Origin of the sequence: Pseudomonas sp. BRG-100, from assembly GCF_000737955.1 — a bacterium.
Taxonomy (GTDB): Bacteria; Pseudomonadota; Gammaproteobacteria; order Pseudomonadales; family Pseudomonadaceae; genus Aquipseudomonas; species Aquipseudomonas synxantha_A.
The window spans coordinates 5,143,859-5,170,763 of sequence record NZ_JPRX01000001.1; the positions used below are offsets into that span (position 1 = coordinate 5,143,859).

General features: G+C 61.3%; 26 protein-coding genes. 17 read left to right on the forward strand and 9 right to left on the reverse strand.

The genetic code is table 11. The features are described from left to right. Window positions 1-195 precede the first annotated feature (195 nt). The 15 genes from flhA (at window position 196) to yegS (ending at window position 15,743) form a co-directional block, all read left to right on the forward strand. Window positions 196-2,310 carry a flagellar biosynthesis protein FlhA gene (gene flhA / locus JH25_RS04585; RefSeq protein ID WP_032880069.1) on the forward strand — a complete coding sequence of 705 codons (2,115 nt, stop codon included), beginning with the start codon at window positions 196-198 and terminating at the stop codon, window positions 2,308-2,310. An 11-nt stretch (window positions 2,311-2,321) separates the two neighbouring features. Beyond that, entirely contained in the window at window positions 2,322-3,638 is a 1,317-nt protein-coding gene (flhF, locus tag JH25_RS04580) for a flagellar biosynthesis protein FlhF (protein WP_005790047.1), read from the forward strand. A gap of 105 nt (window positions 3,639-3,743) precedes the next feature. Further along, entirely contained in the window at window positions 3,744-4,577 is an 834-nt protein-coding gene (gene fleN, locus JH25_RS04575) for a flagellar synthesis regulator FleN (RefSeq protein WP_003192912.1), read from the forward strand. Further along, complete coding sequence (gene fliA, locus JH25_RS04570; protein ID WP_005790042.1) at window positions 4,574-5,314, forward strand: RNA polymerase sigma factor FliA; 741 nt, start codon at window positions 4,574-4,576, stop codon at window positions 5,312-5,314. Before fleN ends, fliA begins: the two co-directional genes overlap by 4 nt. A 167-nt stretch (window positions 5,315-5,481) precedes the next feature. Then, complete coding sequence (locus JH25_RS04565) at window positions 5,482-5,856, forward strand: chemotaxis response regulator CheY (RefSeq protein WP_164699535.1); 375 nt, start codon at window positions 5,482-5,484, stop codon at window positions 5,854-5,856. An 18-nt stretch (window positions 5,857-5,874) separates the two neighbouring features. Continuing rightward, window positions 5,875-6,663 (forward strand): protein phosphatase CheZ, encoded by a 789-nt coding sequence (locus JH25_RS04560; protein ID WP_032880071.1) that lies wholly within the window; start codon window positions 5,875-5,877, stop codon window positions 6,661-6,663. A gap of 11 nt (window positions 6,664-6,674) precedes the next feature. Further along, window positions 6,675-8,858, forward strand: coding sequence for a chemotaxis protein CheA (locus tag JH25_RS04555; protein WP_032880072.1), 2,184 nt, complete (start codon window positions 6,675-6,677; stop codon window positions 8,856-8,858). A 48-nt stretch (window positions 8,859-8,906) separates the two neighbouring features. After that, entirely contained in the window at window positions 8,907-10,025 is a 1,119-nt protein-coding gene (locus JH25_RS04550; RefSeq protein WP_032880073.1) for a protein-glutamate methylesterase/protein-glutamine glutaminase, read from the forward strand. Then, window positions 10,025-10,765 (forward strand): flagellar motor protein, encoded by a 741-nt coding sequence (locus JH25_RS04545; RefSeq protein ID WP_005790033.1) that lies wholly within the window; start codon window positions 10,025-10,027, stop codon window positions 10,763-10,765. The genes JH25_RS04550 and JH25_RS04545 overlap by 1 nt, the downstream gene beginning before the upstream one ends. 16 nt (window positions 10,766-10,781) lie before the next feature. Then, a complete protein-coding gene (gene motD, locus JH25_RS04540) occupies window positions 10,782-11,669 on the forward strand; it encodes a flagellar motor protein MotD (RefSeq protein ID WP_032880074.1) in 888 nt (295 codons plus the stop codon). 51 nt (window positions 11,670-11,720) lie between these two features. After that, on the forward strand, window positions 11,721-12,509 hold the full coding sequence (locus JH25_RS04535) for a ParA family protein (RefSeq protein ID WP_005790028.1): 789 nt from the start codon (window positions 11,721-11,723) through the stop codon (window positions 12,507-12,509). Further along, a complete protein-coding gene (locus JH25_RS04530; protein ID WP_032880075.1) occupies window positions 12,509-13,300 on the forward strand; it encodes a CheW domain-containing protein in 792 nt (263 codons plus the stop codon). The genes JH25_RS04535 and JH25_RS04530 overlap by 1 nt, the downstream gene beginning before the upstream one ends. Window positions 13,301-13,379: 79 nt before the next feature. Continuing rightward, window positions 13,380-13,862 carry a chemotaxis protein CheW gene (locus JH25_RS04525; RefSeq protein ID WP_005790025.1) on the forward strand — a complete coding sequence of 161 codons (483 nt, stop codon included), beginning with the start codon at window positions 13,380-13,382 and terminating at the stop codon, window positions 13,860-13,862. Next, window positions 13,863-14,255 carry a DUF2802 domain-containing protein gene (locus JH25_RS04520; RefSeq protein ID WP_005790023.1) on the forward strand — a complete coding sequence of 131 codons (393 nt, stop codon included), beginning with the start codon at window positions 13,863-13,865 and terminating at the stop codon, window positions 14,253-14,255. It abuts the gene before it with no gap. A gap of 567 nt (window positions 14,256-14,822) precedes the next feature. Next, a complete protein-coding gene (gene yegS, locus JH25_RS04510; protein WP_032880078.1) occupies window positions 14,823-15,743 on the forward strand; it encodes a lipid kinase YegS in 921 nt (306 codons plus the stop codon). Here the strand turns inward: yegS and JH25_RS04505 are convergent. The 3 genes from JH25_RS04505 to JH25_RS04495 all read right to left on the reverse strand — a co-directional run bounded on the left by JH25_RS04505 (window position 15,702) and on the right by JH25_RS04495 (window position 18,026). Continuing rightward, the gene (locus tag JH25_RS04505) at window positions 15,702-16,361 is read right to left on the reverse strand and encodes a response regulator (RefSeq protein WP_032880079.1); all 660 of its coding nucleotides are present in this window, start codon (window positions 16,359-16,361) and stop codon (window positions 15,702-15,704) included. The genes yegS and JH25_RS04505 overlap by 42 nt on opposite strands. Next, on the reverse strand, window positions 16,358-17,251 hold the full coding sequence (locus JH25_RS04500) for a sensor histidine kinase (protein ID WP_032880081.1): 894 nt from the start codon (window positions 17,249-17,251) through the stop codon (window positions 16,358-16,360). Before JH25_RS04500 ends, JH25_RS04505 begins: the two co-directional genes overlap by 4 nt. Before the next feature lie 325 nt (window positions 17,252-17,576). Then, on the reverse strand, window positions 17,577-18,026 hold the full coding sequence (locus JH25_RS04495) for a hypothetical protein (RefSeq protein WP_103733692.1): 450 nt from the start codon (window positions 18,024-18,026) through the stop codon (window positions 17,577-17,579). Between the two features lie 548 nt (window positions 18,027-18,574). Here JH25_RS04495 and JH25_RS04490 point away from each other — a divergent pair. Both JH25_RS04490 and JH25_RS04485 read left to right on the forward strand, forming a co-directional pair. Further along, window positions 18,575-19,510, forward strand: coding sequence for a chemotaxis protein CheV (locus tag JH25_RS04490; RefSeq protein WP_005790014.1), 936 nt, complete (start codon window positions 18,575-18,577; stop codon window positions 19,508-19,510). A 38-nt stretch (window positions 19,511-19,548) separates the two neighbouring features. Next, the gene (locus JH25_RS04485; protein WP_005790011.1) at window positions 19,549-20,355 is read left to right on the forward strand and encodes an MOSC domain-containing protein; all 807 of its coding nucleotides are present in this window, start codon (window positions 19,549-19,551) and stop codon (window positions 20,353-20,355) included. A gap of 48 nt (window positions 20,356-20,403) precedes the next feature. Here the strand turns inward: JH25_RS04485 and ppnP are convergent, their stop codons facing one another. From ppnP to JH25_RS04455, 6 genes are all read right to left on the reverse strand, one after another. Continuing rightward, a complete protein-coding gene (gene ppnP, locus JH25_RS04480) occupies window positions 20,404-20,685 on the reverse strand; it encodes a pyrimidine/purine nucleoside phosphorylase (RefSeq protein WP_032880083.1) in 282 nt (93 codons plus the stop codon). 64 nt (window positions 20,686-20,749) lie between these two features. Then, on the reverse strand, window positions 20,750-21,292 hold the full coding sequence (locus JH25_RS04475) for an exonuclease domain-containing protein (RefSeq protein WP_005790007.1): 543 nt from the start codon (window positions 21,290-21,292) through the stop codon (window positions 20,750-20,752). Between the two features lie 74 nt (window positions 21,293-21,366). After that, window positions 21,367-23,250, reverse strand: a complete 1,884-nt coding sequence (locus JH25_RS04470) for an acetyl-CoA carboxylase biotin carboxylase subunit (protein ID WP_032880085.1) — start codon at window positions 23,248-23,250, stop codon at window positions 21,367-21,369. Window positions 23,251-23,355: 105 nt separating this feature from the next. Further along, window positions 23,356-24,117 carry an enoyl-CoA hydratase/isomerase family protein gene (locus tag JH25_RS04465; protein ID WP_032880086.1) on the reverse strand — a complete coding sequence of 254 codons (762 nt, stop codon included), beginning with the start codon at window positions 24,115-24,117 and terminating at the stop codon, window positions 23,356-23,358. Beyond that, window positions 24,114-25,271 (reverse strand): citronellyl-CoA dehydrogenase, encoded by a 1,158-nt coding sequence (gene atuD / locus JH25_RS04460; RefSeq protein ID WP_032880087.1) that lies wholly within the window; start codon window positions 25,269-25,271, stop codon window positions 24,114-24,116. The genes JH25_RS04465 and atuD overlap by 4 nt, the downstream gene beginning before the upstream one ends. Window positions 25,272-25,288: 17 nt before the next feature. Further along, window positions 25,289-26,905: an acyl-CoA carboxylase subunit beta gene (locus JH25_RS04455; RefSeq protein ID WP_032880088.1), complete on the reverse strand. Its 1,617-nt coding sequence runs from the start codon at window positions 26,903-26,905 to the stop codon at window positions 25,289-25,291.

Here is a 26,905-nt window from a genome sequence, read left to right on the forward strand (position 1 = left end):
TGACACTCAGCAATCGGGAGCAAGCCCCTCCCACATTTGGATTGATTTACACCCGGTGGCCCGGGGTGTTTGTGAGGTTCTCCGGGCCCAAAAGCAAAGTTGGAAGGCTTCTTGCAACCCCGCCTCCAAGTCGCCTCCCAGCGTCAAAACTTTGCTTCAAGGACACGAGGAATACCGGTGGTAGATCGCTCTCAAATGCTCAACACGGCCCGTGGCACCCTGACTGACCTGTCGCGGGGCAATCTGGGTGTGCCGTTGTTGTTGCTGGTGATGCTGGCAATGATGATGTTGCCGATGCCGCCGTTCCTGCTCGATGTGTTCTTCACCTTCAACATTGCCCTGTCTGTCGTCGTGCTGCTGGTCTGCGTGTACGCGCTGCGGCCGCTGGATTTCGCGGTATTCCCGACCATTCTGCTGGTGGCGACCCTGCTGCGCCTGGCGCTGAACGTGGCGTCCACGCGGGTGGTGATGCTTCACGGCCAGGACGGCCATGCCGCTGCCGGCAAGGTGATCCAGGCGTTCGGCGAGGTGGTGATCGGCGGCAACTACGTGGTCGGTATCGTCGTGTTCGCGATCCTGATGATCATCAACTTCGTGGTGGTAACCAAGGGCGCCGGGCGGATTTCCGAGGTGAGCGCGCGGTTTACCCTCGACGCTATGCCCGGTAAGCAGATGGCCATCGACGCCGACCTCAACGCCGGCCTGATCGACCAGAACCAGGCCAAGTCGCGCCGGGCGGAAGTCGCCCAGGAAGCCGAGTTCTACGGCTCCATGGACGGTGCCAGCAAATTTGTGCGCGGTGACGCCATCGCCGGCCTGCTGATTCTGTTTATCAACCTGATCGGCGGCATGGCCGTCGGTATCTTCCAGCACGGCATGACCTTCGGTGATGCGGGCAAGGTGTACGCCTTGCTGACCATCGGTGACGGTTTAGTGGCGCAATTGCCATCACTGTTGTTATCGACAGCTGCGGCCATCATGGTTACCCGCGCTTCGGGCTCCGAAGACATGGGCAAGCAGATCAGCCGCCAGATGTTCGCCTCGCCCAAGGCCCTGGCCGTGGCGGCGGGCATCATGGCGATCATGGGCATCGTGCCGGGTATGCCCCACTTCTCGTTCCTGAGCATGGCGGCCCTGGCCGGCGGCGCAGCTTACCTGTTCTGGAAAAAGCAGAACGCGGTCAAGGTCCAGGCCCAGCAAGAGATTGCCCGCCAGCAGGATCTGCTGCCATCCCCGGCCCGCGCCCAGGAAACCAAGGAGCTGGGCTGGGACGATGTGACCCCGATCGACATGATCGGCCTGGAGGTCGGCTACCGCCTGATCCCGCTGGTGGACCGCAACCAGGGCGGGCAATTGCTGGCGCGGATCAAGGGCGTGCGCAAGAAGCTGTCCCAGGACCTGGGCTTTTTGATGCCCACCGTGCATATCCGCGACAACCTCGACCTGGCCCCCAGTGCCTACCGCCTGACCCTGATGGGCGTGATCCTGGCCGAAGCCGAGATCTACCCGGATCGCGAGCTGGCGATCAACCCCGGGCAGGTGTTCGGCACGCTCAACGGCATTACCGCCAAAGATCCGGCTTTTGGCCTGGAAGCGGTGTGGATCGAAGTCAGCCAGCGCAGCCAGGCGCAATCGCTGGGTTACACCGTGGTGGATGCCAGCACCGTGGTTGCCACGCACCTCAACCAGATTCTCTACAAGCACTCCCACGAGCTGATCGGTCATGAGGAAGTCCAGCAATTGATGGGCTTGCTGGCCAAATCCTCACCGAAACTGGCCGAAGAGCTGGTGCCGGGTGTCCTGACACTGTCGCAGTTGCTCAAGGTGCTGCAAGCGCTGTTGGCCGAGCAGGTGCCGGTACGTGACATTCGCAGCATTGCCGAGGCCATCGCCAACAATGCCGCCAAGAGTCAAGATACTGCCGCTCTGGTGGCGGCGGTGCGCGTCGGATTGTCCCGTGCAATCGTGCAAAGCATTGTAGGCATTGAGTCCGAGCTGCCTGTGATCACCCTGGAACCCAGGTTGGAACAAATATTGCTCAATAGTATTCAGAAGGCAGGGCAAGGCCAGGAAGAGGGCGTTTTGCTGGAGCCGAGCATGGCTGAAAAGCTGCAGCGTTCGTTGATCGACGCCGCACAGCGCCAGGAAATGCAAGGCAACCCGGTGATCCTGCTGGTGGCCGGCCCGGTTCGGGCGATGTTGTCGCGGTTTGGACGCCTGGCTGTACCGAATTTGCACGTGTTGGCTTACCAGGAAATTCCTGACAATAAGCAAGTGACTATCGTCGCGACAGTTGGGCCCAATGGCTGAGGTAGTGGGTTATGCAAGTTAAGCGTTTTTTCGCCGCCGATATGCGTCAGGCCATGAAACTGGTCCGTGATGAGCTGGGCGCCGATGCCGCGATTATCGGTAACCGTCGGATTGCCGGCGGTGTCGAGCTGACGGCTGCCCTGGATTACACCCCCCAGGCGCTGGCCCCGCGCGTGCCGAACATGGAACTCGAAGACGAGCTGCGCAAGACCGCCTCGCGCATTGTGTCGGCCCAGGCTGAACTGAGTATGCGTGGCGACAGCGATGCCAGCACCAATCGCCAATTGTTCGCCGGCCTGCCGTTGACCGCCGCCGAGCCGCTGGTAGAGCCGACATTTGTCGAACCGCCGCGTCCAGCCGCGCCCGCCCCGGCTGCTGCTGTCGACCAGCGTGTGTTCGATTCGATGCGCTTTGAACTCAATGGCCTGCGTGAACTGCTGGAAGTGCAGCTGGGCTCGTTGGCCTGGACGCAACTGCAAGGCAGCAAGCCCCAGCAAGCCAACCTGTGGCGCCGCCTGCAACGCATCGGCTTGTCCGGCCCTTTGTCCCGCGACCTGCTGGCCTTGACCGCCGAAGTCGAAGAGCCGCGTCAGGCCTGGCGCATGTTGCTGGCGCACTTGGCGCGCATGATCGCCACCCCGGAAATCGAACCCCTGGAAGAGGGCGGTGTGATTGCCATGGTCGGCCCCGCCGGCATGGGCAAGACCACTACCCTGGCCAAGCTGGCCGCACGCTACGTACTCAAGTACGGCGCACAGAATATCGCCCTGGTGAGCATGGACAGCTACCGCATCGGCGCCCAGGAGCAGCTCAAGACCCTGGGCCGCATCCTCAATGTGCCGGTGACGCACGTCGATCCGGGCCAGTCCCTGGCCAATGCCCTCGACCCGCTGCTGCGCAAGCGCGTGGTGCTGATCGATACCGCCGGCCTGCAAGCCAGCGACCCGGCCCTGCGTATGCAGCTCGAAAGCCTGGCCGGGCGTGGCATCAAGTCGAAAAATTACCTGGTGCTTGCAACCACCAGCCAGAAACAGGTTCTTACCGCCGCGTACCATAGTTACAAACGCTGCGGTCTGGCCGGCTGCATCCTCACCAAGCTCGACGAAACCGCGAGCTTGGGCGAAGTGTTGAGCCTGGCCATCAGTCATGAATTACCGGTCGCCTACCTGACCGACGGGCCGCGGATCCCTGATGATCTGCATCTGCCGCGCCGTCATCAGTTGGTCAGCCGTGCCGTCAGTGTGCAAATGCAAGAAGAGCCTAGCGAGGAAGCGATGGCCGATATGTTCGCCGACCTTTACCACCACCCGGCAAAACGGGTCGGTTGAGGCAGGATGAACACCGTGAAATGTACCTACATCGATGGTCTGCAAGCGTTTCAAGCGGCCAAGCCATGTAGCCTGCGTCTAAGCAAGACAAGGTAAAGAAATAAAATGGGCAGCATGCATCCCGTACAGGTGATCGCGGTGACCGGCGGCAAAGGTGGCGTCGGCAAAACTAACGTGTCAGTGAATTTGTCCCTGGCCCTGGCAGAGCTTGGCCGTCGCGTCATGCTGCTGGATGCTGATTTGGGCTTGGCGAACGTGGACGTTCTGCTGGGGCTGACACCCAAACATACCCTTGCCGATGTGATCGAGGGCCGCTGTGAGCTGCGCGATGTGCTGCTCCAGGGGCCCGGTGGCATTCGTATCGTGCCGGCTGCCTCGGGCACCCAGAGCATGGTGCACCTGAGCCCCGCGCAACATGCCGGGCTGATCCAGGCCTTCAGTGATATCGGCGACAACCTCGACGTGCTGGTGATCGACACCGCCGCCGGGATCGGCGAATCGGTGGTCAGCTTTGTGCGCGCCGCGCAGGAGGTGCTGCTGGTGGTGTGCGACGAACCTACTTCCATCACCGACGCCTATGCGCTGATCAAACTGCTTAACCGTGACTACGGCATGAACCGCTTTCGCGTGCTGGCCAACATGGCCCAGAGCCCGCAGGAAGGGCGCAACCTGTTCGCCAAGTTGACCAAGGTCACGGATCGCTTCCTCGATGTGGCTTTACAATACGTCGGCGCAGTTCCCTATGACGAGTGTGTGCGCAAGGCCGTGCAAAAGCAGCGTGCGGTCTACGAAGCGTTCCCTCGTTCGAAATGCGCACTGGCGTTCAAGGCCATTGCCCAGAAGGTCGATACCTGGCCGTTGCCCGCCAATCCGCGTGGGCATCTGGAGTTTTTCGTCGAGCGTTTGGTGCATCAGACGAGTGCGGGACCGGTGCTATGACATCCAGCGGCTACAACCTTTACAAAAAGTCGGCACGTGACAGCCAGGGCGAATTGATCGAGCGCTATGCGCCTCTGGTCAAGCGCATTGCCTATCACCTGTTGGCGCGCCTGCCGGCGAGCGTGCAGGTCGAGGACTTGATCCAGGCTGGCATGATCGGCCTGCTTGAAGTGTCGACCAAATACGACGCGAGCAAGGGTGCGAGTTTCGAGACGTATGCGGGTATCCGTATTCGTGGCGCAATGCTCGACGAGGTGCGTAAAGGCGATTGGGCGCCGCGTTCGGTACACCGCAATACCCGCATGGTCAGTGATGCAATTCGTGCAATTGAAGCAAAAACCGGTCGTGACGCTAAAGATCATGAAGTTGCGGCCGAACTCCAATTGAGTCTCGACGATTACTACGGGATTTTGAACGATACCTTGGGCAGCCGCCTGTTCAGTTTCGACGACCTTTTACAGGACGGCGAACACGAAGGGCTGCACGAGGACGGCGCGAGTGCACATCTTGAACCGTCGCGCGATCTGGAAGATGAACGTTTCCAGAAAGCGTTGGCGGACGCGATTGCCAACTTGCCGGAGCGTGAGCGCCTGGTGCTGGCGCTGTACTACGACGAAGAGCTGAACCTCAAGGAAATCGGTGAGGTCCTGGGGGTCAGCGAGTCGCGTGTCAGCCAATTGCATAGCCAGTGCGCAGCCCGCTTGCGGGGGCGATTGGGAGAGTGGCGCGCGCGCTGACAGGCAGTGTGGGGACACTGCAGACGCTACCGCGAAACCGCAGGGTTTTGCGGGTGAGTACCGTGGTGCCCTGGGCAGTCCTTTTTGTGTAACGCCTGTTGATTGAAATGGCGCGTCCAGGTGCTGGGCGCGTTTAAGACTGCTTGGAGGTCGAATTGAACAAGAACATGAAAATCCTCATCGTTGATGACTTCTCAACGATGCGGCGGATCATTAAAAATCTGTTGCGTGACCTTGGGTTCACCAACACGGTCGAGGCGGATGACGGCATTACGGCGATTCCGATCCTCAACAGCGGGAGCATCGACTTTCTGGTAACCGACTGGAACATGCCGGGTATGACCGGTATCGACCTGCTGCGCCATGTGCGTGCCGATGAAAAACTGCGCAGTCTGCCTGTGCTGATGGTGACCGCCGAAGCCAAGCGTGAACAGATCATCGAAGCCGCCCAAGCCGGGGTCAACGGTTACGTGGTCAAGCCATTCACGGCACAGGCCTTGAAAGAGAAGATCGAGAAAATCTTCGAACGCATCCACGGCTAATGCCATCGCGGGGGAGCTATGGAGCATAACGAAACGTCACAGGGCGACTTTGAGTCGACCCTGAAAAAACATGCTCACCAGTTGGTCGACAGCCTGGAAAAAGGCCAGTTCGCCGATGCGGTGCAGTTGATCCATGAGCTTAACCAGACCCGTGACCGCGGCCTGTACCAGGAAGTGGGCAAGCTCACACGCGAGCTGCACAGTGCAATCGTCAATTTCCAGATTGACCCGCGCATGCCCCAGGCCGAAGAAATTTCACAGATCACCGACGCCACTGAACGCCTGTCGTATGTGGTCAGGCTGACCGAGGCCGCGGCCAACCGCACCATGGACCTGGTGGAAAACGCCACGCCTCTGGTCAACGGCATGGCCAGCGAAGCCCAGGCCCTGAGCCTTGACTGGGGCCGCTTCATGCGCCGTGAAGTGGGCGCTGAGGAATTTCGTGAGTTGGCGCGTCGGGTCGACGGTTTCCTGTCGCGCAGCGAGCAAGAGAACCGCACAGTGGCCAGCAACCTCAACGACATCCTGCTGGCCCAGGATTACCAGGACCTCACCGGCCAGGTGATCAAGCGCGTGACCCAGTTGGTCACCGAAGTGGAAAGCAACTTGCTCAAATTGGTGCTGATGGCCGGCCAGGTCGACCGTTTTGCCGGCATCGAACACGACCGCGAAGCGATCCTCTCGGAAAAAGATCCACAAAAACATCTCGCCAAGGGTGAAGGTCCGCAGATTCATGCCGATAAACGTGAAGACGTTATGTCAGGTCAGGATGACGTAGATGACCTGTTATCCAGTTTAGGCTTCTAAGGAGCACACCCATGAGCTTCGGCGCCGATGAAGAAATCCTTCAGGATTTCCTTGTAGAGGCCGGCGAAATTCTAGAGCAACTGTCCGAGCAACTGGTCGAGCTGGAAAGCCGACCGGATGATGCGAACCTGCTCAATGCAATTTTTCGCGGTTTTCACACTGTAAAAGGGGGCGCCGGCTTCCTCCAGCTCCATGAACTGGTGGAGTGCTGCCACATCGCCGAGAACGTGTTCGACATCCTGCGCAAGGGTGAGCGTCACGTTGATTCGGAATTGATGGACGTGATTCTCGAAGCACTGGATGCGGTCAACGGCATGTTCAGCCAGGTGCGTGAACGTGCGCCGATCACGGCGGCTACCCCGGAACTGCTGGCCGCCCTGGCGCGCCTGGCTGAACCGGCTGCCGCTGCGCCGGTTGCGCAAGCGGCGCCTGAGCCGGTGGTAGAAGCCGAGCCGGACGTGACCGACAGCGAGTTCGAACAGTTGCTCGACTCGCTCAATGCGGTCAAGGCCGAAGCCGAAGGCCCGGCGGCGCCTGTCGCCACGCCGACCAGCGAAGACATTACCGACGCAGAATTCGAATCCCTGCTCGACCAGTTGCATGGCAAAGGCCAGTTCGCGGCCGATGCCGTGGCCCCTGTGGCGCCGCCGCAAGTGCCGGATGCCAATGCCAGCACCGACATTACCGACGATGAGTTCGAAGCACTGCTCGACCAACTGCATGGCAAAGGCACCTTTGTGGCCGAAGCCCTGCCGGAAGTCGCGGCCACGGCTGCCGCCCCGACCACCAAGGCCGGGCCTGCCGACGACGGGCTGATCTCCGATCACGAGTTCGAAGCCCTGCTGGACGAGCTGCACGGTAAAGGCAAGTTCACCGAAGTCGCGCCGGCTGCCGCCGCAGCGGTCGCCACTGCCGCACCGGCGGCCGCCAAAGCGCCTGCGCCAGTCGCCAAACCGGCACCGGCACCCGCGCCGGCACCTGCCCGTGCAGCGGCACCGGCCGCGGCGGAAAAGCCCGCCAGTGAAGCCGAAACCACCGTGCGCGTCGATACCGCACGCCTGGACGACATCATGAACATGGTCGGCGAACTGGTGCTGGTGCGTAACCGCCTGGTGCGCCTGGGCCTGAACAGCGGCGACGAAGCCATGCAAAAGGCCGTGTCGAACCTCGATGTGGTCACCGCCGACTTGCAAACCGCCGTGATGAAAACGCGGATGCAGCCGATCAAGAAAGTCTTTGGCCGCTTCCCGCGCCTGGTCCGCGATCTGGCGCGCCAGCTCAAGAAAGAAATCAACCTGGAACTGGTGGGCGAAGAAACCGACCTGGATAAAAACCTGGTCGAGGCCCTCGCCGACCCGCTGGTCCACTTGGTGCGCAACGCTGTCGACCACGGGGTAGAAACCCCGGAAGAACGCGAAGCCGCCGGCAAGTCGCGTAACGGCAAGGTGATCCTGGCTGCAGAGCAAGAGGGCGACCACATCCTGCTGTCGATCACCGATGACGGCAAAGGCATGGACCCGACCATCTTGCGCAATATCGCGGTCAAGCGCGGCGTGATGGACAAGGACGCCGCCGACCGCCTGACCGACACCGAGTGCTACAACCTGATCTTCGCCCCGGGCTTCTCGACCAAGACCGAGATTTCCGACGTGTCCGGCCGTGGCGTCGGCATGGACGTGGTGAAAACCAAGATCAGCCAGCTCAACGGCTCGATCAACATCTACTCGACCAAGGGCCAGGGCTCCAAGATCGTCATCAAGGTGCCGTTGACCCTGGCGATCATGCCGACCCTGATGGTGATGCTGGGCAACCAGGCGTTCGCTTTCCCGCTGGTCAACGTCAACGAAATTTTCCACCTCGACCTGTCGCGCACCAACGTGGTGGACGGCCAGGAAGTGGTGATCGTGCGCGACAAGGCATTGCCATTGTTCTACCTCAAGCGTTGGCTGGTGGCGTCGGCCAAGCATGAAGAGCAGCGTGAAGGCCATGTGGTGATTCTGTCCGTGGGCACCCAGCGCATCGGCTTTGTGGTCGATCAACTGGTGGGCCAGGAAGAAGTGGTGATCAAGCCTTTGGGCAAGATGCTGCAGGGCACCCCGGGCATGTCGGGCGCGACCATTACCGGTGACGGTCGGATCGCGTTGATTCTCGATGTTCCAAGCATGCTCAAGCGTTACGCCGCACGGCGTATTTGATTCTGGTGGGGCAGGGCGGTCATGCCCGCCCCACCTAACGGAGTGTTTATGGCAGTCAAGGTCCTGGTGGTGGACGATTCGGGTTTCTTCCGCCGCCGCGTCTCGGAAATTCTTTCCGCCGATCCAACGATCCAGGTGGTCGGCACGGCCACCAACGGTAAAGAGGCGATCGATCAGGCCATCGCGTTGAAGCCGGACGTGATCACCATGGACTACGAGATGCCAATGATGGACGGCATTACCGCCGTGCGTCACATCATGCAGCGCTGCCCCACCCCGGTATTGATGTTCTCGTCGCTGACTCACGAAGGCGCACGGGTGACCCTCGACGCGCTGGATGCCGGCGCGGTGGACTTTCTGCCGAAGAATTTCGAAGACATCTCGCGCAACCCCGACAAGGTCAAGCAGATGCTGTGCGAGAAGGTGCACAGCATTTCCCGCAGTAATCGTCGTAGCCTGTTCAGTGCACCTGCGCCTGCGCCCGTAGCGGCTGCACCGACCTCATCGTTTGCACGCCCGGCCCCTGCGCCGGTGGCTCGGCCTGCGGTGGCGCCGGTACGTGCCGCCGCTGCACCGAGTGCCCATTCGCCAGCGCCCAAGCGCAAGGCTTACAAGCTGGTTGCCATTGGTACCTCCACCGGCGGCCCGGTGGCCTTGCAGCGGGTGTTGACCCAGCTGCCGGCCAACTTCCCGGCGCCGATTGTGCTGGTGCAGCACATGCCCGCGGCGTTCACCAAGGCGTTCGCCGAGCGCCTGGACAAGCTGTGCCGGATCACCGTCAAGGAAGCCGAGGATGGCGACATCCTGCGTCCTGGCCTGGCGCTGCTGGCGCCGGGTGGCAAGCAGATGATGGTGGACGGCCGTGGTGCGATCAAAATCCTGCCGGGCGACGAGCGCTTGAACTACAAGCCGTGTGTGGATATCACCTTCGGTTCGGCGGCCAAGTCCTACGGTGACAAAGTTCTGGCGGTGGTGCTCACCGGCATGGGCGCCGATGGCCGTGAAGGCGCACGCCTGCTCAAGCAAGGTGGCAGCGCCATCTGGGCCCAGGACGAAGCCAGCTGTGTGATCTATGGCATGCCCATGGCCATCGTCAAGGCTGACCTGGCTGACGCGGTCTACAGCCTGGACGACATCGGCAAGCATCTGGTGGAGGCCTGCCTCTGATGGATGTCTTGAGCCTGATCGGGATCACCATGGCGTTTGTCGCCATCATCGGCGGCAACTACCTCGAAGGCGGCCACCTCGGCGCCCTGGCCAATGGCCCGGCAGCGCTGATCGTGATTGGTGGCACCGTGGGCGCGGCGCTGTTGCAGTCGCCGCTGAGCTCGTTCAAGCGGGCCATGCAGATCCTGGTGTGGATCATTTTCCCGCCACGAGTCGACCTGCCCGGCGGCATCGACCGCGTGGTCAACTGGAGCCTCACTGCCCGCAAGGAAGGTTTGCTGGGCCTGGAAGGCGTGGCCGATGCCGAGCCCGACAGCTACGCACGCAAGGGCCTGCAATTGCTGGTGGACGGCGCTGAGCCGGAAGCGATCCGCAGCATCCTGGAGGTGGATTTCTACACCCAGGAAAGCCGTGACATCAATGCGGCCAAAGTCTTTGAAAGCATGGGCGGCTACGCGCCGACCATCGGCATCATCGGCGCGGTGATGGGCCTGATCCACGTGATGGGTAACCTGGCTGATCCTTCGCAACTGGGCAGCGGTATTGCCGTGGCGTTTGTGGCGACCATCTACGGCGTGGCCAGTGCCAACCTGGTGCTGTTGCCGGTGGCCAGCAAGCTCAAGTCAATTGCCATGCGCCAGTCGCGTTATCGCGAAATGCTGCTCGAAGGCATCCTCTCGATTGCCGAGGGCGAGAACCCGCGCTCCATCGAATTGAAGCTCCAGGGCTTCATGGATTGATGGGGAGGAACCGCCTGTGAGCCGTCGCCGTCGCGAGCCTGAAGAACATGTCAACCACGAGCGCTGGCTGGTGTCCTACGCGGACTTCATCACCTTGTTGTTTGCGTTTTTCGTGGTGATGTATTCGATTTCGTCGGTCAACGAAGGCAAGTACAAGATCATTTCCCAGGCGCTGGTGGGCGTGTTCAACGATACCGAGCGTGCGCTCAAGCCGATTCCCATCGGTGACGAGCGGCCCAAGACCGTCACCCCGGCCAAGCCGCTGGTTAACGACAGCGATGAGATCGCTGCCGGTGTCGGCGGCACCAGTGACCCGCTCAAAAGCATCGCCGATGACATCAGTGCCGCCTTTGGTGACCTGATCAGTTCCAATCAGATGACCGTACGCGGCAACGAGTTGTGGGTGGAGATCGAACTCAACTCCAGCCTGTTGTTTGCCAGTGCCGATGCGTTGCCCAGTGACCAGGCGTTCACCATCATCGACAAGGTGGCGGCAATCCTCAAACCGTTTGAAAACCCGATCCATGTGGAAGGCTTCACCGACAATTTTCCCATCAGCACCGCGCAGTACCCGACCAACTGGGAACTGTCATCGGCCCGTGCATCGAGCATCGTGCGCATGTTGGCCATGCAGGGTGTGAACCCCCAGCGGCTGGCGTCGGTGGGCTATGGTGAATTCCAGCCGGTGGCCAATAACGCCACGGTGGAAGGGCGGGCACGCAACCGCCGGGTGGTGCTGGTGGTGTCGCGCAACCTGGATGTACGTCGCAGCCTGACCGGCACCGGCACGGCCAATGCAACACCGGATGCGGCGTTGAAGCGCGCTGGCACACAAACTGCACCGGCCCCTGTAAAGTCGCCGGTTCGGGCAAGCGCCGTCAATTCTCCGTCACCGGCTCAATAACCTTATGCCATGTCTCGGTCGCGCCTGTGCCCACCGGGAGGAACCAACCGAATGAGAGTCTGGGCAGTTGCCAATCAAAAGGGTGGAGTCGGCAAGACCACCACCTCCATCGCCTTAGCCGGCTTGCTGGCCGAAGCGGGCAAGCGTGTGGTCGTGGTCGACCTCGACCCCCACGGTTCCATGACCAGCTATTTCGGTTACGACCCGGATGCGCTGGAACACAGCTGCTATGACCTGTTCCTGCACAAGGGCAGCGTGCCGGCGGATTTGCCCGGGCAATTGCTGCTGCCCACCAGCAACGAGAGCATTTCGCTGTTGCCGTCGAGCACCGCGCTGGCCACCCTTGAGCGCCAGTCGCCGGGGCAGAGCGGCCTGGGCCTGGTGATCGCCAAGACCCTGGCGCAGCTGTGGCAGGATTTCGACTACGCGATCATCGACAGCCCGCCGTTGCTGGGCGTGCTGATGGTCAACGCCCTGGCGGCCAGCCAACAATTGGTGATCCCGGTACAAACCGAGCACCTGGCGGTCAAGGGCCTGGAACGCATGGTCAGCACCCTGGCGATGATCAACCGTTCGCGCAAACAGGCGCTGCCGTTCAGCATCGTGCCGACCTTGTTCGACCGCCGTACCCAGGCATCCCTCAGCACTTTGCGTGTATTGCGCGATGCCTATCCGGACACCATCTGGAACGGCTACATCCCCGTGGATACGCGCCTGCGTGATGCCAGTCGTGCGGGGCTCACGCCGTCGCAGTTCGATGGCAAGAGCCGTGGTGTGCTGGCCTACCGTGCGTTGCTCAAGCATCTGCTGTCGCAGCAGCTTGTGGCGCAGGTGGCGTGATGAACCGTCCTGTTGAATACAAGACCCGGCCGCAGCTGGCGCTGGAATCCTACCTGGACGCGCTGCTGCAGGATGCGACTGACGAAGCGCTGCCGGAGCCGATTCTGGTACTTGAGCCTGCTGTCGAGCCTGACACTACGCTGGACGATTTCCAGCAGGCCGTCATGGAAGAGCAGGCGCGCGATGCGCAGGTGGTGGAGGCTCCAGTCGTGGTGCCGATCACCCCTGCGGTGGTGGCGCCGATGGTGGTCGAACCGGTGGTGGACGTGCACCTGCCGCCCAGTATCACGCCACCGCCGGTAACCGGTGACGGCCGCCCGGCGTGGGCGGCCGAGCCGTTCGAGTGCCTGCTGTTCGACGTCGCCGGCTTGACCCTGGCAGTGCCGCTGGTGTGCCTGGGCTCGATCTATTCTTTGGAAGGCCAGGAGCTGACACCGCTGTTTGGTCAGCCGGAGTGGTTTCTCGGCATCCTGCCCAGCCAGGCCGGCAACCTCAAGGTGCTGGACACCGCGCGCTGGGTGATGCCCGACCGCTACCGCGACGATTTCCGCCAGGGCCTGCAATACGTGATTTCGGTGCAGGGCTACGAATGGGGGCTGGCGGTGCATCAAGTCAGCCGCTCGTTGCGCCTGGACCCCAATGAAATCAAATGGCGCAGCCACCGTGGGCAGCGCCCCTGGCTGGCGGGCACCGTGATTGAACACATGTGCGCATTGCTGGATGTCGCTGAACTGGCCGAGTTGATTGCCAGCGGTGCGGTCAAGGCGATGCCACAGAACAAACGTAGTTGATTGAACAATAAGGGCCGTGCGGTTGCGCGGCGCAATAGCATACACGCCGTCGATAGCGGCATTTGAAGGGGTTACACGAATGAACAAGTCAGCGTCCGCACAAGGTTTGGATGATCCGATCCTGCAATGGGTTACCTTCAAACTCGACAACGAGACCTACGGCATCAACGTGATGCGCGTGCAGGAAGTGCTGCGCTACACCGAGATCGCTCCGGTACCGGGTGCACCGAGCTATGTGCTGGGCATCATCAATCTGCGTGGCAATGTGGTGACAGTCATCGACACCCGCCAGCGTTTTGGCCTGGACACGGTTGAAGTCAGCGACAACACCCGTATTGTGATCATCGAAGCCGACAAGCAAGTGGTCGGGATCATGGTCGACAGCGTGGCCGAAGTGGTTTACCTGCGCCAATCGGAAGTGGAAACCGCACCGAATGTCGGTAACGAAGAATCGGCCAAGTTCATCCAGGGCGTGTGCAACAAGAACAACGAACTGCTGATCCTGGTTGAGCTGGACAAGATGATGAGCGAAGAAGAGTGGTCGGAACTGGAGAGCATCTGATTGTTCCTTGAGGCAGCGGTGATTGTCCTGGCCCTGTTGTGGGCCGGGACCTTGGCGTTTGTACTGCGCTATATGCGTCAGCAACGGGAGTTGGCCTTGCAACAGGCCGAACGCGATGCCGTGCGTGATCGGCGCATTCTGGAGCTGGTCAAGCGCGTGGATCATTACCAGCAGAGTGCGGTGCGGGTCGGCGATGAAGTGCATGAACTGCGCGCGATTCTCGGGCCTTTGCCGGATAAGTTGGTGCAATTGGAACAGCGCGACCCTTCGAACCTGTCCTTTGCCCAGGCGGCCAAGCTGGTGGGGATGGGGGCGACGGTGGACGAACTGACCCAGTCGTGCGGCTTGACCCAGGCCGAGGCGCAGTTGATGAGCAAATTGCACAAGAGCTGATTCGGCTGCGCTTGCTGGGTTCATGTGGGAGGGGCTTGCCCTCGATAGCGGCCTGGCAACCGACGCTTCTCTGCCTGACACCCTGCGACCAAACTGTGGGAGCTGGCTTGCCTGCGATGGCGGCCTGATAGCCGACATTTATCTACCTGACACCCCTCAGTCCAAATGTGGGAGCTGGCTTGCCTGCGATGACGGCCTTACAGCTGACACAGTTATACCGAGTACATATCCATTCCTGCGGTAACGGCCACTTAGGGTTCCGCTTTTACAGCGGGTCACTTTTGGAAAAGAGCCCGGAATGCCGGCCCAGCCAAATTCCAGCCAGCGTGGTTTAACGGGGCGCCTAAGATCAAAAGCAGATCAAGATCAAGGGCGTCTCGCTTCGCATCGTGGTTACCTTTGGGCGGCAGATTGGACATCTCTGTCGATTGAGCCGCCGCCATCGCAGGCAAGCCAGCTCCCACAGTTTGATCTGCGTACATCAATCAATTTTCTCCATCCACAGACTTTTCCCGTTCTCCAAGGGTCAACATCCTTCAAGCACCTTGACCCAGGAGATACCCTCAAATGACTACCCCCAAAGCCCTGTTGATCCTTCACGGCAAACAAGCCCTGAACGAGGACGTGCGTGCCGCCGTGCTGGCCCGACGTGAGCAGGGTTGGGAGTTGGCGGTGCGGGTGACGTGGGAGGGTGGTGATGCCCAGCGGCTGGTCGATGAAGCCCTGGCTGACGGCTACACCCATATCATCGCCGGCGGCGGCGACGGTACGCTGCGCGATGTGGCCGAGGCCATGGCGCTGGCCAAGGCCGACGCCAGCCTGGTGTTGATGCCCCTGGGCACCGCCAATGACTTTGCCAAGGCCGCGGGCGTGCCGTTGGAACCGGCCGGCGCCCTGGCGTTGCTTGACGTCGAGCCCAAGGCCATCGACCTCGGCCAGGTGGGCGGGCAGATCTTCCTGAACATGGCCACCGGCGGTTTCGGTAGCCAGGTCACGGCCAACACCTCCGAAGACCTGAAGAAAGTCCTAGGCGGCGCCGCCTACCTGTTCACCGGTTTGTCGCGCTTCAGTGAATTGAAGGCCGCCTACGGGGAGCTGGAAGGCCCGGATTTCCATTGGAAAGGCGAGCTGCTCGCGCTGGGTATCGGCAACGGTCGCCAGGCCGGTGGCGGGCATGTCCTGTGCCCCGGCGCATTGGCCGATGATGGATTGCTCGACGTCAGCATCCTGCCAGCCCCCCAGGAAGTGGTCGGCACCCTGCGTGAATTGATGAACAATGGCTGGGGGCTGGACACCATGTTCGTTCGCGCACGTCTGCCATGGGTCAATATCAAGGTCGCCCAAGGCTTGTACATCAACCTCGATGGCGAGCCGCTGGAAGGCGACGACCTGCATTTCGAAGCGTTGCCCAAGGCGCTTCGCGTGCATCTGCCGCTGGGTTCGCCGTTAGTCGTCCAGGCTGATGATTTGCTCACGCACGGCGAATAACACCAGGCCCGCCACGTCGAAAATCTGCAAGCGCTTCATGATCTGCGAGCGATGTGCCTCCACTGTCTTGATGCTCAAGCCCAGGCCATGGGCAATTTCCCGGGTGGACTTGCCACGTACGATCAAACGCAAAATCTCCAGTTGCCGCGCCGTCAGATTATGGCTGTGGGCAACGGGGGTGCTGGGGCTCTGGCTGCGGATCAGCGCCTGGTTGATCACCGTGTGGGCGATGGCGGGGCTCAGGTAGCGTTCGTTGTTACGCAGGGCCAGCAGGGCATGTTCCAGCTCGTTGGCGGTGGTGTCCTTGAGCAGGTAGCCGTGGGCTCCGGACTCCAGCGCGCGCATGATCAGGTCTGGTTCAGTGTGCATCGACAGAATCAGCACCTTGCAGTTGGGGTAAAAGCGCTTGAGTTGCTGCAAGGCATCCAGCCCACCGGTGTGCCGCATCGACAGATCGAGCAGCACGATATCCGGCTGCAAGGCGCTGTATTGCGCCAGCAGTTGTGCGCCATCGCTGGCTTCGCCGATGACGCTGTAGCCGGGAATATCCAGAATCAGCGCACGCACACCGGCGCGAATCAGTGCGTGGTCATCCACCAGGAGTAAATTGCAGGTCACTCGAGAACCTTAGGGGCGCTGGCCCGTTCGAGAGCGCGGGGCGCCCAGGGGAAAAGTGCGTTGATACGGGTGCCGTTGCCAGGCTGGCTGCTGATGGAAAAGGTGCCCCCCAGCTGGTGTGTCCGTTCGCACATACCGGCCATGCCCCGTTGGCCTTCCCGGCCCGGGTCGGGGGCAGGCGAGAACCCCTGGCCGTCATCGCAGATCATCAGCGACAGGCCTTCAGGCAGGCGTTGCAGGCGCACCAGCAGGTTGCGCGCCTTTGCATGGCGAAGCATGTTGGTCACCGCTTCCTGGGTGATGCGAAAGGCCGCCACGGCCACTTCTTCGGGGATGCCGGTGAGCCGTTGCTGACACTCCAGGCTCCAGCACACCTGGGTGTTTTCCAGGGTCTTGAGCAGGTGCGCGCGCAGGCTGGCTTCCAGGCCCAGGCTGGTCAGTTGGCGGGGGTTGAGGATGGCGCAGACGTCGCGCACCTTGGCCAGGGTTTCATTGAGCGTATTGCACAGCACCGTGCAATGGGTGTTCAGGTCCGGGGGCAGGCGGCGCTGCAACCATTCGCTTTGCAGTTTGGCGGCGGTCAGCAGTTGGCCGATATCGTCATGCAGTTCGCGGCTGAGCCGGTGGCGTTCGTTCTCCTGCACTTGCAGCAAGCGGTCGGCCAGCTCCTGGGGCTCGAACTTGATGGCTTTGCGCGAATTCCACTGTTGCAGCCCCACCACCACCAGCGTGGCGAAGTTGAGCAGCAGGATCGGCAACGGCAGCGGCGCGTCCTGCAGATAGGCCCACAGGCTGCCCAGCAATGAGCACAGGCACAGCGCAAGGGTGAGTCGGCGCACATGGCTGCGGGACACGGACCTGGCGATAAGTGACTTGAAACTCGCGTACATAGCGGATGGAGCCAATGAGGGTTCACTGCGGTGAGGCCGGTTGACCGGGCTCTGTTTGGAGTGCGCTGCCAAATCGTCTTTAAGCATGTTGAAGTTAAATCACTTCGAGCGGGGCATAGTACCACCCCGCTTACCGTTGGTCGCCTGATTGGTTTATGGCCCACACAAATACTCTGGCCGTTAATCCCAGAGTTGAAAGCGGAAAGTTGTATTAACGAAGTTGGTTTGTATAATTATTACATTGATGGCTAATTGATATTTTCCCATTGCGTCCAAGCCGGTCGTTTTTAGATAACTCGGCAGTTAAATACGACCTGCACGACGCTCACGACCCATGATGCAGATGCTGCGGCGGTGTACGGCTCAAATCCTTTTGCGGGATCTGCAAGGCAACCGTTGCGATCAATGAAGTTTGCTCGCTGTCATCCAGGCTCAGTTCACCGGTGCGGGTGTCGATCAGTTCCAGTTGCCAGGCCAGCAGGGTCAGGCAGTCATGCAGCGCGTCCAGCGCCTCGTCATGCAACTGCAGAGGGCTTTGGGCATTGGCGATCAGATTTTGCAGATGCCCCGAGAACTCGCTGATTGCCTGCAGCGCCAGGCCATCGGCTTTTTCAGCCAGTTTGGCCAAGCTGGCTTTCATGCAGTCGATGGCGTCGCTGTCGTTGCGGATCAAATGCAGATGGCTCAAACACTCTTCGGATTTGCCCAGAAGCAGTTGAGCCTCGCCCAGAAACGCGAGAAGTGCTGTTTGCCATTCGTTTGCGCTATTCATCATGCAAGTCTCCGCAACGTAAGGTCGGGTGATGAGATGTCGCACCGGGTGAATGGCTTAAAACTAGCGCTGAAATACGACTTGGACTTGTAGGTCGCTTCCGATGTTTCAGTAGGACGTTTATTGAAATGCTCACGAAAGTCGTATGTAGCCCCTGGGGTGCGGGATGACACGACTTCAGTTGCCGATACGTGAGTGCCTGAAAGGCCCGTGGGCCAAGGGCTGGGGATGGCAAACAAAAGCCTGACTCCATTCATGCAATGAGAATGGCGTCACATTAATGGCTATTAGATATCGCGAATATCAGGTTGGGCCTGATTGCGTATAGGGGAACCCCCTATATGGTGGAACTGCACGTCGGTTCGACTGTCGCGCACGGCGCCTTGAAACAGTATTAAGGGCCGAAGCAGTAAAGCATGATGTCAGTGTGACATCAATGGATTTACATGGCATTTTATTGGGGTCAAGGTCCGGCGCTTGCCGCCGATAATGTACCTATACGACTGCACACCCTCTCAACGCGCCTGCGGCGTGTACACCAGGAGCTTTTAATGGCCGGCATTCTCGACACGGTAGATCAACGCACGCAATTGGTGGGTGAGAATCGCCTGGAAATTCTCATGTTCCGCCTCTTCGGTCGGCAGTTGTTCGCGATCAACGTGTTCAAAGTGCAGGAAGTGCTGCAGTTACCCAAGCTGACCCTGATGCCCCAGCGCCACCCATTCGTGTGCGGGGTGGTCAACCTGCGGGGCCAGACCTTGCCGGTGATCGACTTGTCCCAGGCCATCGGTATGCGCCCTTTGGTGCCGGGGCCCAACAGCACCATCATCGTCACCGAATACAACCGTTCGGTGCAGGCGTTTCTGGTGGGCGGCGTTGACCGCATCGTCAACATGAACTGGGAAGCCATCCTGCCGCCGCCGACCAGCGCCGGTCGCCAGCACTACCTTACTGCCATCAGCAAGGTCGATGACCAGTTGGTGGAAATCATCGACGTGGAAAAAGTCCTCGCCGAGATCGTGCCCTATAACGCCAAGGTCTCGCGGGAAAAACTCGAAGACCCGGTGCTCGAACGTGCCCGTGGTCGCGAAGTGCTGCTGGTGGACGACTCCAACGTGGCCCTGTCGCAGTTGCGCGATACCCTGGGACAGTTGGGGGTGAAGATGCACATCGCCAGCGACGGTCTCAAGGCGTTGAACATGCTCAAAGCCTGGGCCGACAGCGGCCAGGTGATGACCGACAAGCTGCTGATGATCTTCACCGACGCCGAAATGCCCGAGATGGACGGCTACCGCCTCACCACCGAAATCCGCAACGACCCGCGCCTGCGCGGCCTCTATGTGGTGCTGCACACCTCGCTGTCGGGCAGCTTCAATGAGTCAATGGTGAAAAAGGTCGGCTGCGACAATTTCCTCTCCAAATTCCAGCCGGACAAGCTGGTGGATGTGGTGCGCGAGCGACTGATGTTGGACGAAGTGCCCGCCTGACTTTAGGATGACACTTTGTTTCCCAGGAAGGCAGGCCCATGCTTCGTCTCAGCGCGTTGTACCGTTACCCCCTCAAATCCGGCAAGGCCGAAGCCTTGCAGCACATCGGCCTGGATAAACTCGGCCTGCAAGGGGATCGACGTTGGATGCTGGTGGACGAAGCCAGTGGGCGGTTCCTGACGCAGCGGGCGGTGGCGAAGATGAGCCAACTGTCGGCGCTGTGGAACGACGCGGGCGGCCTGACCTTGAGTTCGCCGGGCTACTCATCGTTGGAGGTGGCGTTGCCGGAGGGTGCCAGTGAACTGCGCGGCGTGACCATCTGGCGCGACACCCTGCGCGTACCCGATGCTGGCGATGAGGCGGCCGCCTGGGTCAGCGAGTTTATCGGCAAGCCTACGCGCCTGGTGCAGCTTCCCCTGGAACGTGCGCGCACCACCGAAGCCGGCTACGGCAAGGATGACGACAAGGTCGGCTTTGCCGACGGCTACCCGCTGTTACTGATCGGCCAAGGCTCCCTGGATGACTTGTGTGAGAAGATCGGCCGCCCGATGGAGATGCTGCGTTTTCGTCCCAACCTGGTGATCGAAGGCGCCCAAGCCTTTGCCGAGGATGGCTGGAAGCGCTTGCGCATCGGCGATGTGGAGTTCCGGGTGGTCAAGCCGTGCTCGCGTTGCATCCTCACCACCATTGATCCCCGCACCGGCGAGCGCAGCCCCGACCGCGAACCCTTCGCGACGCTGGAGACCTATCGCAAGACCGAGAAGGGCGCGATGTTCGGCCAGAACCTGGTCAACGATGGCATCGGCCACTTGGAAGTCGGGATGCCGGTGACGGTCCTGGAATAAAAAATGCCCGTCTCGCTGGAGACGGGCATTTTTGTTTACCTGTGATACTTAGCCGCGGTATTCACACAGGTAAGCGGTGTCTACGGCGACCTTCAACTGGAACTTGCTGTTGGCCGGTACGTTGAACTGGCTGCCGGCGGCGAAGGTTTCCCACTCGGCGTCGGGCAGTTTGACAATCAGTGCGCCGCAGACCACATGCATGATTTCACGCTGGGCGGTACCGAATTCGTATTCACCCGGAGCCATCACGCCGATGGTCGCCGGACCTTCTGCAGTGCCGAAAGCGATCGACTTGACGGTGCCGTCGAAGTACTCGTTGACTTTGAACATGGGTGAATCCTCGGAAAAAGGGTCTGGAAAGGTCGGCCAGTATGCCCAAGCCCACGGGAGCTGCCTAGACCGGCAAAATCAACGGTAACAGGCGTGCGGTGTTACGCGCGTCTTCCAGGGCGCGATGCTGTTGGCCATTGAACTGCATCCCCGCCAATTGCAGCGCACCATTGAGCCCCAGTGGTTTGTCCAGGCGCCGGGCCTTGGCAAAGCGTTGCTTGAGGTTCACATGGGGCGTTTGCCCCAGGGCGCTGGACAGGCCATGGCGCTGCCATTCGAGTTCAAGTTGCACGCGATCGTAATCACCCCAGCTGGCCCAGCCTTCCAGGCGTGCCTGGTGCTGGCCCAGCCAGCGCTCGAACAGCGGCCACACCTCGGTGATCGGTGTGGCTGCGTCGATATTGGCTTGGGTGATATGGGTCAGCTTGCGGCAAAAGGGCGTCAGCAACGGCCGTCGCAGTGGCCGCACAAAGCGCTGAAAGTGATCCAGTTCGCGGCCCTGGCGGTTGACCAGGCTGGCGCCGATCTCGATGACTTCCATCTCCGTCACGGGCCAACCGCCGTCATCCGTTGTGGCTTCAAGGTCAATAATCAGCCAATGAGGCATGGTGCAGGTTCCCGTACTCGTCCCTTTCTGATGGGGATAGAGCGTAGCCCGGCCCTGTAGTTCCGCCTAGGGCGTTATTCGATCTGTAGCAAAACCTGACGATTGCGCACCTGATCGCCCGCCATGACCTGCACCGCCTTGACGATGCCGTCGATCCCGGCCTTCAGCGGGTGCTCCATTTTCATCGCTTCGAGCACCAGCAACAGTTGGCCTTTGGTGACTGTGTCGCCGACGCTGACCTGGATATCGACAATGGCGCCATCCATCGGCGCCTTGATCGTGCCACTGCTGGCATCCACCTGGCGGCTGGCGACCTGCTGGGTGCGGTTGGTCACCTTCACGCCGGGCAGCCACAGTTGGGTATCGTCGATGTAGTAGGCGGTACGCCGCCGGATGCCGTTGAGCACCCAGGTGGCCCAGCGACCGTCGATGGTGAGTTGCAGGTCGTCGGCACTCACGGTGTGGGTTTGGCCATTGACCTCCAGGCGGTAGGTGCACGGCACATTGGCGGTGTTGCGCCATCCCGCCAGGCCTTGGGGATGCTGGTCGGCGCTGTGCCGGTAAAACAGCGCTGCGGCCAGGCTGAGCTGTTCAGTCGATGGCGCTTGGGGCAGTAGCTGGCCGAAGCGTTCGGCGATAAAGGCGGTGCTGAACTCGCCGGCGATAAAATCCGGCTGCTTGAGCAAATCAACCAAAAACCGCTGATTGGTGGTGACACCCAGTAGCACGGTGTCTTCCACTGCCCGCAGCAACTTTCGGCGAGCTTCTTCGCGAGTGGCGCCGTGGGCGATGATCTTGCCCAGCATCGGGTCGTAGAACGGGCTGATGGTTTCGCCTTCGCGTAGGCCATGGTCGATGCGCACGCAGGCGGCAGGCTCCCAGCGCAGCACGTCACCGGTTTGCGGCAGGAAGCCCTGGGCCGGGTCTTCGGCGTACAGGCGCACTTCCATGGCGTGGCCGCTCAGCACCACATCGGCTTGTGCCAGCGGCAGCGGCTGGCCGGCGGCGATGTGCAGTTGCCAGGCCACCAGATCGAGGCCGGTGATCAGCTCGGTCACCGGGTGTTCGACTTGTAGGCGCGTGTTCATTTCCAGGAAATAAAACCGACCATTGCGATCGAGCAGAAACTCCACGGTACCGGCGCCGACGTAGCTCACCGCCCGCCCGGCCTTGAGCGCCGCGTCGCCCATGGCCTGGCGCAGTTCGGGCGTCATCACGGGGCAGGGCGCTTCTTCGATGACTTTCTGATGGCGGCGCTGGATCGAACAGTCGCGCTCGCCCAGGTAGATCAGGTTGCCATGGCGATCGCCGAACACTTGCACCTCAACGTGGCGCGGGTCGATCAGGGCCTGCTCAAGAATCAGTTCGTCGCTGCCAAAAGCGTTCATTGCCTCGGAGCGCGCAGTGCGCAGTTGCTCCAGCAGCTGTTCAGGTTGGTGTACCAGGCGCATGCCACGCCCGCCGCCACCGGCACTGGCCTTGATCATCAGCGGGAAGCCGATGCGCTCGGCTTCCTGTTGCAGCGTGGCGTCGTCCTGGGCGCTGCCTTGGTAACCGGCGATACAGGGCACACCGGCGTCGAGCATGGCGATCTTCGACAGGCGCTTGCTGCCCATCAGCTCGATGGCTTCGCTGCTGGGGCCGATGAAAACGATATGGGCGTTCTGGCAGGCGCGGGCGAAGTCGGGGTTTTCCGAAAGGAAGCCGTAGCCTGGGTGGATGGCGTCGGCGCCGGTGCGTCGGGCGGCGTCGAGGATGGCGGCGATGTTCAGGTATGACTGTTGTACGGAAGCCGGGCCGATATTCACGGCTTCGTCGGCCATCTGCACGTGCAGGGCATGGGCGTCGGCGTCGCTGTACACGGCCACGGTGCGGTAGCCCAGGGCTTGGGCAGTGCGCTGGATACGACAGGCGATTTCGCCGCGGTTGGCGATCAGGATTTTGGTGAAGGCGGGCATTGGGTTATCCCTTACTGGATGTGGCGTGTGTTGGGGCCTCTTCGCAGGCCAGCTCCCACATTTGAAATGTGTTCCCCTGTGGGAGCTGGCTTGCCTGCGATGGCGTCATCGAGACCAACCCGGCTTTCGCTTCTGCACAAACGCCTGCGTCCCCTCAATCCCTTCCTCGCCTCTCACCGCCTCGGCAAACCACTGCGCCCCGCGGTCCAGTACAGCATCAAGCGGCTCATCCACGCTTGCCAGCAACAGGGATTTGGTTCGCGCATTGGCCCCCGGCGCGCACTGCAATACCTGCCCCAACACTTCATCCAGCCGCTGCGCCAGTGCCTGGGCATCGTGCTCGACAAAATGCACCACGCCCAAACGGCCAGCCTCGACCCCATCAAACCGCGCCGCCGTCAGCGCCAGCCGCCGTGCCTGGGTCAAGCCGATGCGCTTGACCACAAACGGCGCTATCTGCGCCGGCAACAACCCCAGGGTGGTCTCCGGCAAGCCGAACTGCGCCTTGTGTTCGGCGATCGCAATATCGCTCACACAGGCCAACCCAAACCCACCGCCCAGCACCGCGCCCTGCAGCACTACGATTACCACCTGCGGCAGCGCTTGCACCTCTTGCAGCAAGGTGCCAAACGCGCGGTTCAACGCGTGTAACTGATCCCCCGCGCCGACCAGGTCCTTCACATCGGCCCCCGCGCAGAAATGCCCCCCCGCACCGCTGATCACCACGGCGCGTACCTGTCTGTCCAATTGCGCCAGTACTGCACGCAGTTCCCTGACCATGGCCAGGCTCATTGCATTGCGGCATTCGGGCCGGTTGAGGGTGATATGCAGCACGCCGTTATGGGCTTCCAGCAGCAGGGTACTCATGGTTTTTTACCGGGCAGGGTGCCCATCAGTTTGCAGATGATGCCCAGCATGATTTCGTCGGCACCGCCGCCAATCGATACCAGGCGCACGTCGCGGTAGGCGCGGGCCACCGGGTTGTCCCACATGAAGCCCATGCCGCCCCAATATTGCAGGCAACTGTCGCTGACCTCACGGCCCAGGCGTCCGGCCTTGAGCTTGGCCATGGACGCCAGGCGAGTCACGTCCTGGCCCTTGATGTACTGCTCGGTAGCCTGGTAGACCAACGCACGCAGACACTCGATTTCGGTGGCCAGTTCGGCCAGGCGGAAGTGGATCACCTGGTTGTCGATCAGCGCCTTGCCGAAGGTCTGGCGCTCTTTGCAGTATTCGATGGTGCTGTCGATGCAGTACTCCAGGCCCTTGATCATATTGGCCGCGCCAAATAGGCGTTCTTCCTGGAACTGCAGCATCTGCATCATGAAGCCTGCGCCTTCATGGCCGATGCGGTTGCGCTGCGGCACACGCACGTCGTCGAAGAACACCTGGGCGGTTTCGGAGCTGTGCATGCCGAGCTTTTCCAGGGGCGGGCTGACGCTGATGCCCGGCGTGTTCATCGGCACCATGATCAGCGACTTGTTGATATGCGGCTTGTCATCGGAGGTGTTGGCGAGCAGGCAGATAAAGTCGGCGCTGGGCGAGTTGGTGATCCACATCTTGCTGCCGTTGATCACATAGTCTTCGCCGTCTTTACGCGCATGGGTCTTGAGCCCGGCCACGTCGGAGCCGGCGCCGGTTTCCGACACGCCGATGCAGCCGACCTGTTCACCGCTGATGGCCGGGCGCAGGAACTCCTCGCGCAATTCATCGGAGCCGAAGCGGGCCAGGGCCGGGGTGCACATGTCGGTCTGCACGCCGATGGACATGGGGATGCCGCCACAGCGGATGCTGCCGAACGCTTCGGCGGCGACGATGGAGTAGCTGTAGTCCAGGCCCATGCCGCCGAACTGCTGCGGCTTGGAAATGCCCAGCAGGCCCAGGTCGCCGGCCTTGCGGAAGATCTCGTGGATGGGAAAGCGCCCGGCTTTTTCCCACTCGTCGACATGGGGGTTGATCTCGCGGTCGACGAAGGCGCGCACGGTGCGGCGCAGTTCCTGGTGTTCCTGGGTGAAGATCATTTTTATTGTTCTCCTGATTAGAATCGCGCCACACCAAAGCTGTTCGGTTGCAGTTGCCTTAGTTCAGCCTCATGGCAGATATCCAGCAGGAACCCAAGCAAGGTGCGGGTATCCCGTGGATCGATCAACCCGTCATCCCACAGATTGGCGCTGCCGTAGAGCGCCGTGGACTGGCTGTCGAGCTTCTGCGCGGTGACCTGTTCGAGCATGTCCAGCACCTTTGGGTCGGGCACCAGGCCGTCCTTCAACTGCTTGGCCTCGGTGACGATGCGCAGCACCTTGCCGGCTTGCGCGCCGCCCATGACCGCTGTGCGGCTGTTGGGCCAGGCGAATATAAAGCGGGGGTCAAGGCCGCGCCCGCACATCGCATAGTTACCGGCACCGTAGGAGCCACCGACCACCACCGTGAGCTTGGGCACGCGGGCGTTGGCCACCGCCTGAATCATCTTTGCACCGTGCTTGATCACCCCTTGCTGTTCGGACTCGGTGCCAACCATGAAGCCGGTGGTGTTGTGCAGGAACAGCAGCGGCGTACGGCTCTGATCACACAGCTGGATAAACTGCGCGGCCTTGCTCGCGCCTTTCGGCGTGATAGGGCCGTTGTTGCCGATCACACCAACGGCGCGGCCCTGGATATGCAGATGGCCGCAGACGGTATGGGCGTCGAACTCGCTTTTGAACTCCAGGAAATGAGAGGCGTCGGCCAGGCGCGCGAGGATTTCGCGCACGTCGTAGGGCTTTTTCGGATCATCGGGGATCAGCCCCAGTAACTCGTCGATGGGGTACAGCGGCTCGGCATAGGTGTTTTTTACCGCTGGCGGCTGCCGGTCATTCCACGGCAGCAGGCCGACAATTTCTCGCACGATACGCACGCCATCGGCATCATTTTCCGCCAGGTATTCAGCGGTGCCGGCGGTTTGCGCGTGCATCTGCGCACCGCCCAAATCTTCGTCGCTGGCGACTTCGCCGGTGGCGGCCTTGAGCAGTGGTGGCCCGGCAAGGAACAGCTTGGCCTTGCCGCGCACCACCACCACGTAATCCGACAAGCCCGGCTGATAGGCACCGCCTGCCGTGGCCGAGCCATGCACCACGGTGATCTGCGGCAGGCCCATCGCCGACATGCGCGCCTGGTTGGCAAAGCTGCGCGCGCCTTCGACGAAAATATCGGCGGCATAATTGAGGTTGGCGCCGCCGCTTTCGGCGAGGGTCACCACCGGCAGTTTGTTCTCCATGGCGATCTGTTGCAGGCGCAGGGATTTCTTCAGGCCCGAGGGGGAAATGGTGCCGCCCTTGATCGCGCTGTTGTTGGCCACCACCAACATACGCACGCCGCTGACATAGCCGATGCCGGCGATCAGCCCGCCACCGGCGGCGCTGCCGTCCTTGTCGTCGTGGAGTTTGTAGCCGGCCAGGCTGGCCAGTTCCAGAAACGGCGCGCCCGGGTCGAGCAGCAGGTTGAGGCGCTCGCGGGGCAGCAATTGGCCGCGCTTGTCGAACTTGGGCCTGGCCTCCTCAGCCTTGGCCAGCAGGTTGTGTTCCAGTTGGTGCAACTGGGCAATGGCGGCCAGCATGGCGGCGCGATTCTGTGCGAACTGTGGGCTGTGGGGATCGACCAGGGTTTCAATCGTCGGCAT